The following is a 13,766-nucleotide window of genomic DNA, read 5'->3' as shown; positions in this document are numbered from 1 at the left end:
AAATATCATGGCCACAGAAATCCGCGTTCCCACTCTGGGCGAATCCGTCAGCGAAGCTACCATCGGTACCTGGTTCAAGAAGGTCGGCGATACCGTCAAGGCCGACGAGCCCCTGCTTGAGCTCGAAACCGACAAGGTGACGATCGAAGTGCCTTCACCCGCCGCCGGCGTCCTGTCGGAGATCGTCGCTGCTGCCGGCGAAACCGTCGGCCTCGGCGCGCTGCTCGGCAACATCGCCGCTGGTGCTGCTGCACCAGTTGCTGCTGAAAAGAAGGTTGCCGAACCGGCTGCTGCAGCGCCTGCGGCCGCTGCTGCTGCACCGGCCGCAACGCCGGTTGCCTCCTCGATGCCGGCAGCCCCTGCTGCTGCAAAGATGCTGGCCGAAAACAACCTCTCGGCCGAACAGGTCGACGGCTCCGGCAAACGCGGCCAGGTTCTGAAGGGCGATGTCATCGCCGCCGTTGCCAAGGGCATTTCGGCGCCAGCCGCATCCGAGCCGGTGAAAGTCGTGTCGCGCGGCCCTTCGGCTGCCGAGGATGCGCCACGCGAAGAGCGCGTCAAGATGACCCGTCTGCGCCAGACGATCGCCAGGCGCCTCAAGGATGCGCAGAACACTGCTGCCATGCTCACCACCTACAACGAGGTGGACATGTCGGCGGTGATGGCGCTACGCACCAAGTACAAGGACATCTTTGAGAAGAAGCACGGCGTCAAGCTCGGCTTCATGGGCTTCTTCACCAAGGCGGTAACGCATGCCCTGAAGGAAATTCCCTCGGTCAACGCCGAGATCGACGGCACCGACATCATCTACAAGAACTTCTGCCATATCGGCATGGCCGTCGGTACCGACAAGGGTCTTGTCGTTCCGGTGATCCGCGACGCCGACGAGATGTCGATCGCCGAAGTCGAGAAGGATCTCGGCCGTCTCGCCAAGCTTGCCCGCGATGGAGCCCTCTCCATGGCTGACATGCAGGGTGGTACGTTCACGATCACCAATGGCGGCGTCTACGGTTCGCTGATGTCCTCGCCGATCCTGAATGCACCGCAGTCGGGCATTCTCGGCATGCACAAAATCCAGGACCGCCCGGTCGTCGTCGGCGGCCAGATCGTCATCCGTCCGATGATGTACCTGGCGCTTTCCTACGATCACCGCATCGTCGATGGCAAGGAAGCGGTTACCTTCCTCGTGCGCGTCAAGGAAAGCCTGGAAGATCCGGAACGTCTCGTTCTCGATCTGTAAGGAACAGTAAGCATGGACACGGCAGCACTGGCGGTATCGCCCTTCGTTACGCTCCTCGCATGGAGCGTGGTGCTGCTCGTGTTCCACGTCGGGCTGCAGGGTTTTTCCGCGACACTCGAACTTGGATCGGCATGGAATGCCGGTCCGCGCGACGAGGAAAAGAAACCCTCCGGCACGCTGGCCGGACGGGCGGCACGGGCATCGGCCAATTTCCGCGAGACCTATCCGGCCTTCGTCGGGTTGACGCTGGCATTAGCGATCACCGGTGACCTCACCGGCTGGGGCCTGGTCGGCGCGTGGACTTGGCTTGTCTGCCGGATCATCTATATTCCGCTGTATCTGGCGGGTATTCCCTATGTCCGCTCGCTCGTCTGGCTCGGTTCGCTTGCCGGGCTCCTCATCATGGTTGCGACGCTGGTTTTCTGACGTCCACAGCGATAAACGGAGAGTGCCGTGCATCCCTATCTGTTCGAACTCGCCTCGCTGATGGCTATTTTTTCCTTTGCCATCGTTTCGCCCGGCGCCGATCTTGCAATGGTCATGCGCCAGTCGATCGTCAACGGACGCCGCTCCGCCGTCATCACGTCGTTTGGCGTCGGTACCTCGCTGATGTTCCATGTGACCTACACGATCCTCGGGCTTGGCCTGTTGATCTCGCAGTCGATCACCCTGTTCAACATCGTCAAATGGTGCGGTGTCGCTTACCTTCTCTATATCGGCATCAAGTCGCTGCGTGCCGGCAAGACCGACATGACGGCGCAGGCCGAAGGCGTGCAGACCGGCGAAAAGCGTCAGTCAGGGCTGAAGGCGTTCGGTCTCGGCTTTGCCGCCAATGCCTTGAACCCGAAGCCGGTGTTCTTTTTCCTGTCGATCTTCTCGACGGTGGTCAGCGCCCATACGCCGACCATGGTCAAGTTCGGCTATGGGCTGGTGATGGCCAGCTGCCTGATCCTCTGGTTCGTCGGTGTCAGCCTGTTCATGACGACGCCGAAGATGCGCGCCGCCTTCTCGCGCGCCAGCCAGTGGATCGACCGCGCCAGTGGTCTGGTCTTCATCGCGCTCGGCCTGAAGCTTGCCACCGAAAAGGCGGCCTGAGCATGCGTCTTGCCGCTTTCGCATCGACTTTGAGCGCATTGCTGGCGGTTTCGCCGGCGGTTGCTGCCGGTTGCCTGCAGGAACAGGCAATCTATGGCGATGCCGATAATGCCTACGAACTGCGGTTCGAGCCGGTCGGTTCGGCCAGCGCCGCCACCAGCAATCATTTCAAGGTCAAGGTCGCCAAGACCGATCTGGTGCTTGACGGTATCGTCATGCAATCGGATGAACCGGCGCGCGCCAACGGCATGATCATGAACAATTGCCCGGAAGGCGACGTCACCGGCGACGATATCGCCGCCTGCACCGTCTGGCAGGGCGTGATCTATTCCGTCAGTTCCGACGGCAAGGTGGCTTCGCTGCCGGGAGAGGGCCTGGAGGCTGCCTCGCAGGTCCTGCTGCCCGATTTGGGCCCGGCGATCCGCAATTCTTCGATCTGGGGCAAGGCGACTGTCGTTCCTTGGGACGCTCTGACCTTCAAGGGATGCAGCCAATGACGCGCAATGACAGGCCCGTTCTGCTGGTGACCGGCGGCAGCCGCGGCATCGGCGCGGCCATCTGCCGGTCGGCTGCCGCGCAGGGCTGGGCGGTGGCCGTCAACTATGCCTCCAACCGGCCTGCCGCCGACGCGGTTGTGGCTGCGATTGAGGCAGAGGGCGGTACGGCCATTGCGGTGGAAGGTGACGTCGGCAGTGAAGCCGGGATCACTGCCATTTTTGCGGCGATCGACAAGAGGTTCGGCCGTCTCGACGGGCTGGTCAACAATGCCGGTATCGTCGGCGTTCCGGCGCGGATCGAGGAGATCACCTCGGACCGGCTGGAACGCATGTTGCGGGTCAACGTGTCCGGCTCGATCCTTTGTGCGGCGGCGGCCGTCCGGCGCATGTCGGTGCGGCACGGCGGCAAGGGTGGGGTCATCGTCAATATTTCCTCGATGGCCGCCGTGCTCGGCTCGGCCGGGCAATATGTCGATTATGCCGCCTCCAAGGGGGCGATCGATACGTTTACAGTCGGCCTAGCACGCGAGGTGGTTTCGGATGGCATTCGCGTCAATGCGGTGCGCCCCGGTGTCATCGATACGGATATCCACGCGTCCGGCGGTCTTCCCGATCGCGCCCGCGAACTCGGACCGACCATTCCCATGAAACGGCCGGGCACCGCGCAAGAGGTTGCGGATGCCGTTCTCTACCTGCTTTCCCCTTCGTCGTCCTATGTTACGGGCGCCATTCTCAACGTCAGCGGCGGACGCTAGCCGCTCTCAGGAAGGACTTTTCCATGGCTTATGATCTCATCGTTATCGGTACCGGCCCCGGCGGCTATGTCTGCGCCATCAAGGCGGCCCAGCTCGGCCTCAAGGTCGGCGTCATCGAGAAGCGCGCCACCTATGGCGGCACCTGCCTCAACATCGGCTGCATCCCTTCGAAGGCTCTGCTGCATGCGTCGGAAGTGTTCCACCAGGTCGGCCACGGCATCGATGCGCTCGGCGTCGAAGTCGCAGCCCCCAAGCTGAACCTGCCCAAAATGCTGGCCCACAAGGACGCGACCGTCAAATCAAACGTCGATGGCGTCGCCTTCCTGTTCAAGAAGAACAAGATCGATGCCTTCCAGGGCACCGGCAAGGTGCTCGGCGAAGGCAAGGTCTCCGTTACCAACGACAAGGGTGAAGAGCAGATCATCGAGACCAAGAACGTGGTCATCGCCACCGGTTCCGATGTCGCCGGCATTCCTGGCGTCGAGGTCGCGATCGACGAAAAGATCATCATCTCGTCGACCGGCGGCCTGGCGCTGGAAAATGTTCCTGCCACCATGGTCGTGGTCGGCGGCGGCGTCATCGGTCTGGAGCTCGGCTCGGTCTGGTCGCGTCTCGGTGCCAAGGTCACCGTCGTCGAATATCTCGACACCATCCTCGGCGGCATGGACGGCGAAGTCTCCAAGCAGTTCCAGCGCATGCTCGCCAAGCAGGGCATCGATTTCAAGCTCGGCGCCAAGGTGACCGGTGTTGAAAAGTCCGGCACGGGTGCCAAGGTGACGTACGAGCCTGTCAAGGGCGGCGACGCTGCGACCATCGACGCCGATGTCGTCCTGATCGCCACCGGCCGCAAGCCGTTCACCGATGGCCTTGGCCTCGACAAGGCCGGCGTCGTCATGGACAAGCGTGGCCGTGTCGAGATCGACCATCATTTCCTCACCAGCGTTCCCGGCATCTATGCGCTGGGCGACGTCGTGCGCGGCCCGATGCTGGCCCACAAGGCGGAAGACGAAGGTGTTGCGGTTGCCGAGATCATCGCCGGCCAAGCCGGTCACGTGAACTATGACGTCATCCCGAGCGTCGTCTACACCCAGCCGGAAGTCGCGTCCGTCGGCAAGACCGAGGAAGAGCTGAAGGCTGCAGGCATCGCCTACAAGGTCGGCAAGTTCCCGTTCACCGCAAACGGCCGCGCCCGCGCCATGCTGGAGACCGACGGGTTCGTGAAAATCCTTGCCGACAAGGACACCGACCGGGTGCTCGGCGGTCATATCGTCGGTTTCGGCGCCGGCGAGATGATCCACGAAATCACCGTGCTGATGGAATTCGGCGGTTCGTCGGAAGATCTCGGCCGTACCTGCCATGCGCACCCGACCATGTCGGAAGCGGTAAAGGAAGCGGCTCTCGCCACCTTCTTCAAGCCGATCCATCTGTAAGAAAATTTGCACCGGAAAAACTGGGAGGGGCCGTGACAATCGGCCCCTTTGCGGCTCCTGAATGTGCGGTCTAGGATCGGTGCATTCAAGGAGTGCCGCCTATGCCCCAACGCCCCCACACAGTTCCGGTCACCCTGCCGCAGCCGGCATTGCCTCTGGCCGATTGGGCGGATTGTTACGAACTTCTGGTGCCCGGCCAGGCGACCACCGCCATCTCTGCGGCCAAGCGGGCATTGGGTGATTTTCCGGCCTGGGTGCGCGCGCTGATGTGGTTGCGAAACGCCGTTGTCAGCCCCTTCGGCTTGAAGGGATCAGGTGCCAGTCCGGGCGGTAAGGCGGAGATGATCGGCTCCTTTCCCGTCATTTCGCGTTCGAACGAACAGGCCGTGCTGGGGTTCGACGATACCCATCTGGATTTCCGCATTGTTATCGATGTTCGCCAGGCAGGCGAGCTAGCCCAAAGGGTCAGCGTGACGACGCTGGTGCACCGCAAGATCCTGCTCGGCAAGATCTACATCGCCGTCATCACGCCGTTTCACCGGCTGATCGTCAGGACGATGCTGGCCCGGCTCTCCCGTCCCGTCATGGCCATGCGCTGACACTACTGGCCGCAAGGACCGTCTAATATTGCCTGTCGGCAAGCCCTTGTAAAACTGCGGTCACGCGCCATTTTCCCTTGGCGGCGCAATCGGTGCCGGTGGCCCAAGGCAGGTATTCGTGGCATCCGATTTCAGTGCGCCCAAACTCTCCGGCCCGAAAACCTCGACGGTCATCCGGCGTATCGGCTACGAGGCAGGACAGAACCTGCGGCTGATCACAGCCGGCGTCGCGGTGTTCATCATCCTGCTCCTGGGCGCGTCTTTCTGGGTGTCCAAAAAGGGGCAGGAGGCAGATGAGGCCGTCGCGCACACGGTGCACAATGGGCGCCTGATCTCCGTCGTGCAATCTCAGCTTCAAGATGCGGAAATCGGCCAGCGCGGCTATCTTCTGACCGGTGATCCCTTCTATCTCGAACCCTATGACAAGGCCGTCGGCGCGATCAGCGCCAGCATCGAGAGCCTTGCAAGCGGCGTTTCCGACAATCGCCGCCAGGATGGCAATATCGCAGTGCTGCGATCGCTGACCACGCAAAAGCTGTCGGAGCTGCGCCAGACCGTCGAGCGGCGCCGGGCCGGCGATGAGGCGGCGGCTGTTTCCGTTCTGCGCAACGGCCAGGGCAAGGTGCTGATGGACGGCGTGCGCGACGTTCTGGAGCGCATGCGCACCGAGGAGGAAAGCCTGATGACCGTCCGCGCCAACCAGGCGCGGCGCGCGGGGTTTGTGCTGGAGATGATGGTGATCGGGCTGGCGCTGTTGACCGCCCTCATGGGCGTGATCGCCGTGCGGGCCACGCTGCGGCGGGCACGATCGGCGGAGGCGTCGCGCGATGAGTTGTTGCAGCAGCTCGATCGCAAGCTGCTCGCCATCATGGCGGCCGATATCGTCGGCTATAGCCGGATGATGGAGAGCGATGAAGCCCAGACCCTGACGCGGCTGAAAGAGATGCGCGATCGCATCGATCCGATCATTGCCAGCCACAGCGGCAGCATCGTCACCACCGCGGGCGATAGCGTGCTGGTTGCCTTTGCCAGCGCCCTGTCGGCGATCGATTGCGCGGTGGAGATCCAAGGGGCGATGGCGGCCGACAATGATGAACTGCCGGAGGAACAACATCTGATGTTCCGCATCGGCATCAATGTTGGTGACGTCATCGTGCAGGACGGGGATGTCTTCGGCGATACGGTCAATGTGGCGGCCCGGCTGGAGCCGATGGCGGATCCCGGCGGCATCTGCATCTCACGCGCGGTGCGCGATCATATTCGCAAGCAGAGGCACCTGAGTTTCGACGACTTGGGCTTCCTCAAGGTCAAGAACATCGCCCATCCGGTCAGCGCCTTCAGGGTGCGGTTTGATCCGAAGGTGCAGGTGGTGGAAGCATTGAGCTGACACTCAAGATTTTTCCGGCAGTGTCTTGTACGGCTTCCGGCCGCTTGCTCAGAGACTGTGGAGACCCCCCCTCTGTCACTTCGTGACATCTCCCCCTCAAGGAGGGAGATTATTCATTTCCTCTGTTGGCCCCTCAGTAAGGCGGGCACAAAGCAAACGGCCGGTTTCCCCCCTTGAGGGGGAGATGCCGGCGTCGCGGACAGAGGGCGTGAAGCTGTCCCGGGTTCGAACTGATCCGGCGGCCAGCCCTCTTACTGCAGTGTGCGCATCTGTGCCAGTTGAGCGGCGATAGCGCCGGTATCGGCGCCCGCAGCCTGGCCGTCGAGGCCTGTGGCAACGACGGAGACGCGGAAGACGCCGTCGAGGCTCTTGTCGAAGATCGCGCCGACGACGATGTCGGCATCCTCATAGACTTCCTCGCGGATACGGGTGGCTGCCTCATCGACTTCGAACAGCGTCATGTCGGAGCCGCCGGAGATCGAGATCAGCACGCCCTTGGCGCCCTTCATCGACACCTCGCTGAGCAGCGGATTGGCGATCGCCGCTTCGGCAGCCTTGGAGGCGCGGCTGTCGCCGCTGGCTTCGCCGGTGCCCATCATGGCGCGGCCCATGCCCTTCATCACCGACTTGACGTCGGCGAAGTCGAGGTTGATCAGGCCTTCCTTGACGATCAGGTCGGTGATGCAACCGACGCCGGAATAGAGAACCCGGTCGGCAATGACGAAGGCATCGGCAAAGGTGGTCTTGGCGTCGGCGATGCGGAAGAGGTTCTGGTTGGGAATGACGATGACGGTATCGGCGGCTTCACGCAGCCGCTCGATGCCTTCCTCGGCCGACTGCATGCGGCGCTTGCCCTCGAAGCTGAACGGCTTGGTGACGACGGCCACCGTCAGGATGCCGGCATTGCGCGCGGCCTGCGCGATCACCGGGGCTGCACCGGTGCCGGTACCGCCGCCCATGCCGGCCGTGACGAAACACATATGGGTACCGCCGAGATGATCCATGATCTCGTCGATCGATTCTTCTGCCGCCGCACGGCCCACTTCGGGAAGCGATCCGGCGCCGAGACCTTCGGTCACCTGCGCGCCGAGCTGGATCAGCCGCGTCGCCTTCGACATGGTCAGCGCCTGCGCATCGGTGTTCGCAGCGACGAATTCGGCGCCCTGCAGGCCCTCGGTGATCATGTTGTTGATGGCATTGCCGCCGCCGCCGCCGACGCCGATGACCGTGATCTTCGGTCTCATTTCCGAAATCACGGGTTTTTTGATCTCTGTCATCTCGTCGTCTCCTTGGACGTGCTTGCGGCCCCGGCATGTGGAAGCGCGTTCCGGGAGCTGCATCGAATGCGAAGCGGAGCGGGCGCGAATCAGGCTGCCGCAGGTTATTCTGGCAAAAAGGCAGAGAGACGGCACGGGTGCAAGAGTCACAGCTAAAATTGCTGTGCCGACGAACGTTCTGGAGCGGGTAAAGGGGGCTTCGAGCATGCCTCTTCTCCCCAGCGGCGAGAAGGTGGCCTGAAAGGCCGGATGAGAGGGAGCCGCAGGTGCGGAATATCCCGAACCACCTTCTCATCGCCTCACTTCGTTCGGCACTTCTCCCCGCGGTGGAGAAGAGTCAAGACGCTGCTCAGTTGGCGGCTGACATGCTGGTGACGGTAAAGCCGTCCTTGCGCAGAAGTTCGATCACGCCTTCGTCTCCGGGCAGGTGCAGGGCGCCGACGGCCATGAAGGCGGCGCCGTCGTCGAGAATCGGCTTGGCTCTCGTCGCCATGGTCTTGTTGCGGTCGGTGATGATGCGTTGCTCGAAATCGGCATAGCCTGCGTCGTCCGCGGCGGATTTTTCTTCCGAAACGGATTTCATCATCGGCATGATCAGGCCTGTATCGCCGGAAAGATAGAGTTCGGTGGTCGTCTCCATCACATCGGTGATGGTATCGCCGAGCGCCAGCGTCTCGATCAGCGCTTCCAGATGAAACTGCACCGGCAGCGCATCCATCGCCTGCAATTGTTCGATCAGAGTTTCCAGCCCCTTCAGGCTCTTGCCCTGTTTCAGGGCGTCTTCGGCGAGCTTCTTGTCGAGAAAGGCGGCACCGGCGGCCTTGCGGCTCATTTCGCAGGCTGGCAGGGCGACGAAGCTGGCGATCATCCATGGTTTCATCTTGGCCACCAGCGTCAGCGGGATACCGCGCGCCTTTAGCCCGGCCGACAGCTTTTCGATCTCTTGGGGTTTCAGGAAATCGTTGATCGTCTTGCCGTCGGCAAACATCGTCAAACCCGGCTGCATCATGATCGCGGCCGCTGCCTTGCGATCATCGACGATCTCGTCGGATTCGACGATGACGGTCTTGGCGGCGTCATAGGCCTGGCTGGCGCCGGCCGGCATCGCAAGCACGCGCGGATCGGTCACGTGCATGGTGCCGAGCAGGTAGGATGGCGCGATGCCCGCCTTCTCGATCTTCCAGAATGTGCCCTTGCCGTTCGGAATGGCCGCCGCTTCCTTTTCCAGCGCCGCGAACTTGGCCGGATTGGAGGTTTGCATCTCGGCAATCAGGTTTTTGCCGCCACAGGACGCGTCTTCTGCACGGGCAGGCGAGATCGACATCAGGGTGACGATCAGGCTCAGCGCAAACAGAACGTGCAGCGTGGCGATCAACGCAAGCACGTTGTCGCTCAACCTGCCGGCCAATGTTCTGGCCAGGCTGCGTGCCGGTTTTGCCCAGTGCTGAAACATAGTCGATCCTGTCTGCGAAAACTCTATCGGGCGATTCTAGGCGCCCAGGCCTCACAGGCCGTTTAACAAATCTGGTTAACGCGCCTTAACCGGCAAAATTCAGGCGCGTGGATGGGCGCGGTCGTAGATTTCCAGGAGTCGTGCCGAATCGACGCCGGTATAGACCTGCGTCGTCGACAGGCTGGCATGACCAAGCAGTTCCTGGATGGTTCTGAGGTCGCCGCCGCCGGCCAGAAGATGGGTGGCGAAGGAATGGCGCAGGGCATGCGGCGTTGCCGTATCCGGCAGGCCGAGGGCGCCGCGCAGCTTCTGCATCTCGCGCTGGATGATCCCCGCCTGCAGCTTGCCGCCCTTGGCGCCGCGAAACAGCGGGCCGTCCGTCGCCAGATGATAGGGGCAGAGTTTTTCGTAGGCGTGCACGGCATCGATCGCGGCCGATATCAGCGGCACGATGCGGGTCTTGCCGCCCTTGCCATGAATGCGAAGTGCTGTCGGCGCTCCGGCAAAATCGGCTGGCGTCAGGTCCAGCGCTTCGGAGATGCGCAGGCCGCAGCCATAAAGCAGCGTCAGCACGGCCGCGTTGCGGGTGGCGATCCACGGTTCGTCGGCGAGCTGCGCGTCGCTGGTGACGACCATCAGGGCATCCACCGCCGTCAGCGGCTTCGGCAGCGATTTCGGCTGTTTTGGCGAGCGCACGGCGGAGGCCCCGGCGGCATTGCCAAGGCCCTTCTTTTCCAGATAGCGCAGAAAGGAACGCAAACCCGCAAGCCCACGGCCAAGGGTTCTCGCGCCCGCACCATCCCGTCTGCGGGAGGCAAGAAAGCCGCGCAAGTCGCCGGGGCGAAGCGCGCTGATATCGTTGAGCCGAGCCGGGCCGCTCAGGTGACCGGTGAGGAAATGCAGGAATTGCCGCGTATCGCGCTCATAGGCCTCCACAGTCTTGTCGGACAGGCGCCGCTCCTCGCCAAGGCCGGAAAGCCAGCGCTGGCGCTCGGCCATCAGTTCGGGATGACCTATGATCAGCAGTTCGTTCACAGCCATGCTCCGCGTTCGTAATGAGCGCGACTCTGCGCGCAAGCCGGTTATGTTTTTCCTAACGGCCGCAGGAATTTGTCATGCCCGGATCATATTCAACTGCGATAGCTCAAGCACAGGCAAGGCGGAAAAAGCGATGGCGCGACGGGATTCGGCAAGCGGTTTCACCTATTTCGCGGAGACGGTCGCGCTGGTGTCGCACGGCCAGCCCGGCCATATCGTCGATATGCTGATTGCCGAGCGTGGCCAGCGCATCGTCAAGCATCCGCTCTGGCCGGTGATGCGGCCGTTTCTCTATACGGTGCTGAATTACCGCAAGGCGATCGAGTTTGCCGAAGCCGTGGCCAACGTGCCGGGCTTCCAGGCGTTTGAGCATCTGAGCCGGACGCTGTCGCTCGATATCCGCGTGCACAACGAAGAGCGTATTCCCGAAAAGGGCGGTTTCCTGTTGGTCAGCAACCACCCGACCGGCATCGCCGATGGCATTGCCGTGTTCGATTTGTTGAAGAAACGTCGCCCGGACATGATGTTCTTTGCCAATCGCGATGCCATCCGGGTCAATCCGCGCTTCGCCGAGATGGTCATCCCCGTCGAGTGGCGCGAGGATTACAAGAGCAAGCTGAAGGCGCGCGAAACGCTTGAGATCACCAACCGGGCGATCTCGGAGGGCAAGGCAACCGTGCTGTTTCCCTCCGGCCGCATCGCCTATTGGGCAGACGGACGGCTCAATGAGCGGCCATGGAAAACCTCGGCTGTTGGCTTTGCCCGCAAATACAATCTGCCGATCCTGCCGGTGCATATGGCCGCGCGCAATTCCGGGCTGTTCTACTGGCTCGCCAAATGGTCGACGGAATTGCGCGACATGACGGTGTTCCATGAGCTTTTGAACAAGAAGGGCGACCTGTTCGATTTCACCATCGGCAACCTGATTCAGCCGGAGGCGCTCGATGGCGATCCGATCGAAGTGACGCGGGCGCTGGAGCGTCACACCGTGGTCGATCTGGCGTTCGACGGCGATGCCCGATTCCGCAATCCGGTTCCGTTGCCGGAGACGATCAGGTAAATCTGCGTCATGCAGATTCGCTCGATGTTCGCCGCCAATTACCGTTCGCTGAAATCCATCCGCATGGATATGGCTGACGTCAACCTGTTCATCGGGGAAAACGGTGTCGGCAAGTCCAACCTCTATCGTGCCCTGCAGCTGATCCAGGCCGCCGTGCGCGGGCGGTTGGCGCATGAGATCGCCCGCGAAGGCGGCATGGCGTCGGCGCTGTGGAGCGGCAGGCGCCGGAGCGGCGATCCGGTGCGGATCAAGCTCGAGGTTGAATTGCTCGACGACGTTCAGGCGCTGAGCTTCCTCTACCGGGTCGAGGCCGGGTTGCGCCCGGCGAAGGCGGCTGCCGGGTTCGTCTTCGAACCGCAGGTGAAGGAGGAGGAACTGAAGGTCGACGCCGGCCGTCCAGTCACCGTGATGAAGCGGGCGGGGCCGGGCATTTTCGTCAGAAACGCTGCCGGCCGGATGGAGGAGCATCCGGAACAGGCGCTGACCTCGGAAACCGCCATCGCGCTTCTCGGCGATGCCGGGCATTATCCGGAGATCGGCACGTTCCGGCGGGCGATCGACGGCTGGCGCTTTTTCCACGGGTTCCGTACCGACCGCGATTCGCCGCTGCGTTCGCCCTGCCTTGCCGTCACCGCGCCGATGCTGGACGAGGATGGCTCCAACCTGGCAGCGGTCTTTGCGACGCTGTTTCACACCCGCCAGGATACGGTCGATCTCGACCGTGCCATTGCCGACGCCTTTGGCGGCGCCCGGCTTGTGGTGCCCGAGCCGGAAGAGTTTGCCGAATTCTCGCTGGTCTTTCCGGATTTCCCGCAGCGCCAGTTTTCGCCGCGCGAACTGTCCGACGGCCAGATGCGGTTCCTGGCGCTGGCCGGCGCGCTGCTCTCCTACCGCAAGCCGCGCTTCATTGCGCTCAACGAGCCGGAGACCAGCCTGCATCCCGACATGCTGCCGGCACTTGCCGAGATGATTGCCCAAGCCTCGGCCGACAGCCAGATCTGGATCGTCACCCATTCCGAGCTCTTGGCGGCGGAAATCCATAAGCGCTGCGGCACGCGCCCGAAACGGGTGATCCGCAACGATGGCGCGACCTGGATCGAGGGGATGCGGCTGACGGGCGTGATCGATGAGGAAGAGGACTGAAAAAGGAAAAAGCCCCGCGATCATCTCGCAGGGCTCTTCATTCATTCCAAAACCTGAAAAAGATCAGGCGATCTTCTGGCCGGTCTTGGCCCAGTCGGCCAGGAAGGTAGAAAGGCCTGCGTCGGTCAGCGGGTGCTTGACCAGTGCCTTCAGTGTTGCGGGAGGCGCGGTGATGACGTCGGCGCCGATCAGGGCGGCTTCCTTGACGTGGTTGACCGTGCGGATCGAGGCGGCGAGGATTTCGGTCTCGTAGCCGTAATTGTCGAAGATCTGGCGGATTTCGCGGATCAGGTCCATGCCGTCGAAGGCGATGTCGTCGAGGCGGCCGACGAAGGGCGACACGAAAGTGGCGCCGGCCTTGGCGGCGAGCAGGGCCTGGTTGGCCGAGAAGCACAAAGTCACGTTGGTCAGGTGCCCGTCCGACGACAGGTTCTTGCAGGCCTTCAGGCCATCAAGCGTCAAAGGCACCTTGATGCAGATATTGTCGGCGATCTTGGAAATGACAGCCGCTTCCTTCATGATCGACTCATAATCGGTCGCAGCGACTTCGGCCGAAACCGGACCATCGACGATGCCGCAAATTTCCTTGGTCACTTCCAGGATGTTACGGCCGGACTTGAGGATCAGCGAAGGGTTGGTCGTGACGCCGTCGACGAGGCCCAGGTCGTTTAACTCCCGGATTTCATTGACATCGGCTGTATCGACAAAAAACTTCATGGAATTCTCCCTTTCGGCGCTCGGGCGGGCGATGCGCGGGCTGCTGTGTTGTTTCGGGGTTTTCTTTAACGCAAT

Annotated in this window: 14 protein-coding genes; 10 read left to right on the top strand and 4 right to left on the bottom strand. The window is 62.3% G+C overall.

Going from position 1 to position 13,766, the window contains the following annotated elements:
* The first annotated feature begins 7 nt into the window (after positions 1-7).
* From odhB to ACP7BS_RS25805, 8 genes are all read left to right on the top strand, one after another.
* Positions 8-1,240, top strand: coding sequence for a 2-oxoglutarate dehydrogenase complex dihydrolipoyllysine-residue succinyltransferase (gene odhB / locus ACP7BS_RS25840; RefSeq protein ID WP_426240372.1), 1,233 nt, complete (start codon positions 8-10; stop codon positions 1,238-1,240).
* Between the two features lie 12 nt (positions 1,241-1,252).
* On the top strand, positions 1,253-1,666 hold the full coding sequence (locus ACP7BS_RS25835) for an MAPEG family protein (RefSeq protein WP_426240371.1): 414 nt from the start codon (positions 1,253-1,255) through the stop codon (positions 1,664-1,666).
* 27 nt (positions 1,667-1,693) lie between these two features.
* Positions 1,694-2,335: a LysE family transporter gene (locus ACP7BS_RS25830; protein WP_426240370.1), complete on the top strand. Its 642-nt coding sequence runs from the start codon at positions 1,694-1,696 to the stop codon at positions 2,333-2,335.
* 2 nt (positions 2,336-2,337) lie between these two features.
* Complete coding sequence (locus ACP7BS_RS25825; RefSeq protein WP_426233487.1) at positions 2,338-2,832, top strand: hypothetical protein; 495 nt, start codon at positions 2,338-2,340, stop codon at positions 2,830-2,832.
* A complete protein-coding gene (locus ACP7BS_RS25820; RefSeq protein WP_426240369.1) occupies positions 2,829-3,587 on the top strand; it encodes an SDR family oxidoreductase in 759 nt (252 codons plus the stop codon). Before ACP7BS_RS25825 ends, ACP7BS_RS25820 begins: the two co-directional genes overlap by 4 nt.
* Before the next feature lie 23 nt (positions 3,588-3,610).
* Positions 3,611-5,017: a dihydrolipoyl dehydrogenase gene (gene lpdA / locus ACP7BS_RS25815; RefSeq protein WP_426240368.1), complete on the top strand. Its 1,407-nt coding sequence runs from the start codon at positions 3,611-3,613 to the stop codon at positions 5,015-5,017.
* 101 nt (positions 5,018-5,118) lie between these two features.
* Positions 5,119-5,616, top strand: coding sequence for a DUF2867 domain-containing protein (locus ACP7BS_RS25810; protein WP_426240367.1), 498 nt, complete (start codon positions 5,119-5,121; stop codon positions 5,614-5,616).
* A 118-nt stretch (positions 5,617-5,734) separates the two neighbouring features.
* Positions 5,735-7,003 carry a CHASE3 domain-containing protein gene (locus tag ACP7BS_RS25805; RefSeq protein ID WP_426240366.1) on the top strand — a complete coding sequence of 423 codons (1,269 nt, stop codon included), beginning with the start codon at positions 5,735-5,737 and terminating at the stop codon, positions 7,001-7,003.
* Positions 7,004-7,254: 251 nt separating this feature from the next.
* Here the strand turns inward: ACP7BS_RS25805 and ftsZ are convergent, their stop codons facing one another.
* The 3 genes from ftsZ to ACP7BS_RS25790 form a co-directional block, all read right to left on the bottom strand.
* On the bottom strand, positions 7,255-8,280 hold the full coding sequence (gene ftsZ, locus ACP7BS_RS25800; RefSeq protein WP_426233497.1) for a cell division protein FtsZ: 1,026 nt from the start codon (positions 8,278-8,280) through the stop codon (positions 7,255-7,257).
* A 349-nt stretch (positions 8,281-8,629) separates the two neighbouring features.
* Positions 8,630-9,733 carry a TraB/GumN family protein gene (locus tag ACP7BS_RS25795; RefSeq protein ID WP_426240365.1) on the bottom strand — a complete coding sequence of 368 codons (1,104 nt, stop codon included), beginning with the start codon at positions 9,731-9,733 and terminating at the stop codon, positions 8,630-8,632.
* A gap of 99 nt (positions 9,734-9,832) precedes the next feature.
* Entirely contained in the window at positions 9,833-10,774 is a 942-nt protein-coding gene (locus tag ACP7BS_RS25790; RefSeq protein WP_426240364.1) for a tyrosine recombinase XerC, read from the bottom strand.
* Between the two features lie 130 nt (positions 10,775-10,904).
* Here ACP7BS_RS25790 and ACP7BS_RS25785 point away from each other — a divergent pair, with 130 nt between their 5' ends.
* Positions 10,905-11,831 (top strand): GNAT family N-acetyltransferase, encoded by a 927-nt coding sequence (locus tag ACP7BS_RS25785; RefSeq protein WP_426240363.1) that lies wholly within the window; start codon positions 10,905-10,907, stop codon positions 11,829-11,831.
* A 9-nt stretch (positions 11,832-11,840) separates the two neighbouring features.
* Positions 11,841-12,974, top strand: a complete 1,134-nt coding sequence (locus ACP7BS_RS25780) for an AAA family ATPase (protein ID WP_426233665.1) — start codon at positions 11,841-11,843, stop codon at positions 12,972-12,974.
* Positions 12,975-13,037: 63 nt separating this feature from the next.
* Here ACP7BS_RS25780 and fsa read toward each other — a convergent pair whose 3' ends face one another.
* The gene (gene fsa / locus ACP7BS_RS25775; protein WP_426233667.1) at positions 13,038-13,691 is read right to left on the bottom strand and encodes a fructose-6-phosphate aldolase; all 654 of its coding nucleotides are present in this window, start codon (positions 13,689-13,691) and stop codon (positions 13,038-13,040) included.
* Positions 13,692-13,766 lie beyond the last annotated feature (75 nt).

The sequence above is a fragment of the Pararhizobium sp. DWP1-1-3 genome (assembly GCF_049896125.1).
In the GTDB taxonomy this organism is placed as follows: Bacteria; Pseudomonadota; Alphaproteobacteria; order Rhizobiales; family Rhizobiaceae; genus Pararhizobium.
Note: the sequence above shows the minus strand (reverse complement) of the source record. Positions and strands in the feature narration are given on the sequence as shown.

Coding starts and splice junctions, on each gene's coding strand:
- odhB (WP_426240372.1), top strand. CDS start 8: ATGGCCACAGAAATCCGCGTTCCCACTCTGGGCGAATCCGTCAGCGAA.
- ACP7BS_RS25835 (WP_426240371.1), top strand. CDS start 1,253: ATGGACACGGCAGCACTGGCGGTATCGCCCTTCGTTACGCTCCTCGCA.
- ACP7BS_RS25825 (WP_426233487.1), top strand. CDS start 2,338: ATGCGTCTTGCCGCTTTCGCATCGACTTTGAGCGCATTGCTGGCGGTT.
- ACP7BS_RS25820 (WP_426240369.1), top strand. CDS start 2,829: ATGACGCGCAATGACAGGCCCGTTCTGCTGGTGACCGGCGGCAGCCGC.
- lpdA (WP_426240368.1), top strand. CDS start 3,611: ATGGCTTATGATCTCATCGTTATCGGTACCGGCCCCGGCGGCTATGTC.
- ACP7BS_RS25810 (WP_426240367.1), top strand. CDS start 5,119: ATGCCCCAACGCCCCCACACAGTTCCGGTCACCCTGCCGCAGCCGGCA.
- ftsZ (WP_426233497.1), bottom strand. CDS start 8,280: ATGACAGAGATCAAAAAACCCGTGATTTCGGAAATGAGACCGAAGATC.
- ACP7BS_RS25795 (WP_426240365.1), bottom strand. CDS start 9,733: ATGTTTCAGCACTGGGCAAAACCGGCACGCAGCCTGGCCAGAACATTG.
- ACP7BS_RS25790 (WP_426240364.1), bottom strand. CDS start 10,774: ATGGCTGTGAACGAACTGCTGATCATAGGTCATCCCGAACTGATGGCC.
- ACP7BS_RS25785 (WP_426240363.1), top strand. CDS start 10,905: ATGGCGCGACGGGATTCGGCAAGCGGTTTCACCTATTTCGCGGAGACG.
- ACP7BS_RS25780 (WP_426233665.1), top strand. CDS start 11,841: ATGCAGATTCGCTCGATGTTCGCCGCCAATTACCGTTCGCTGAAATCC.
- fsa (WP_426233667.1), bottom strand. CDS start 13,691: ATGAAGTTTTTTGTCGATACAGCCGATGTCAATGAAATCCGGGAGTTA.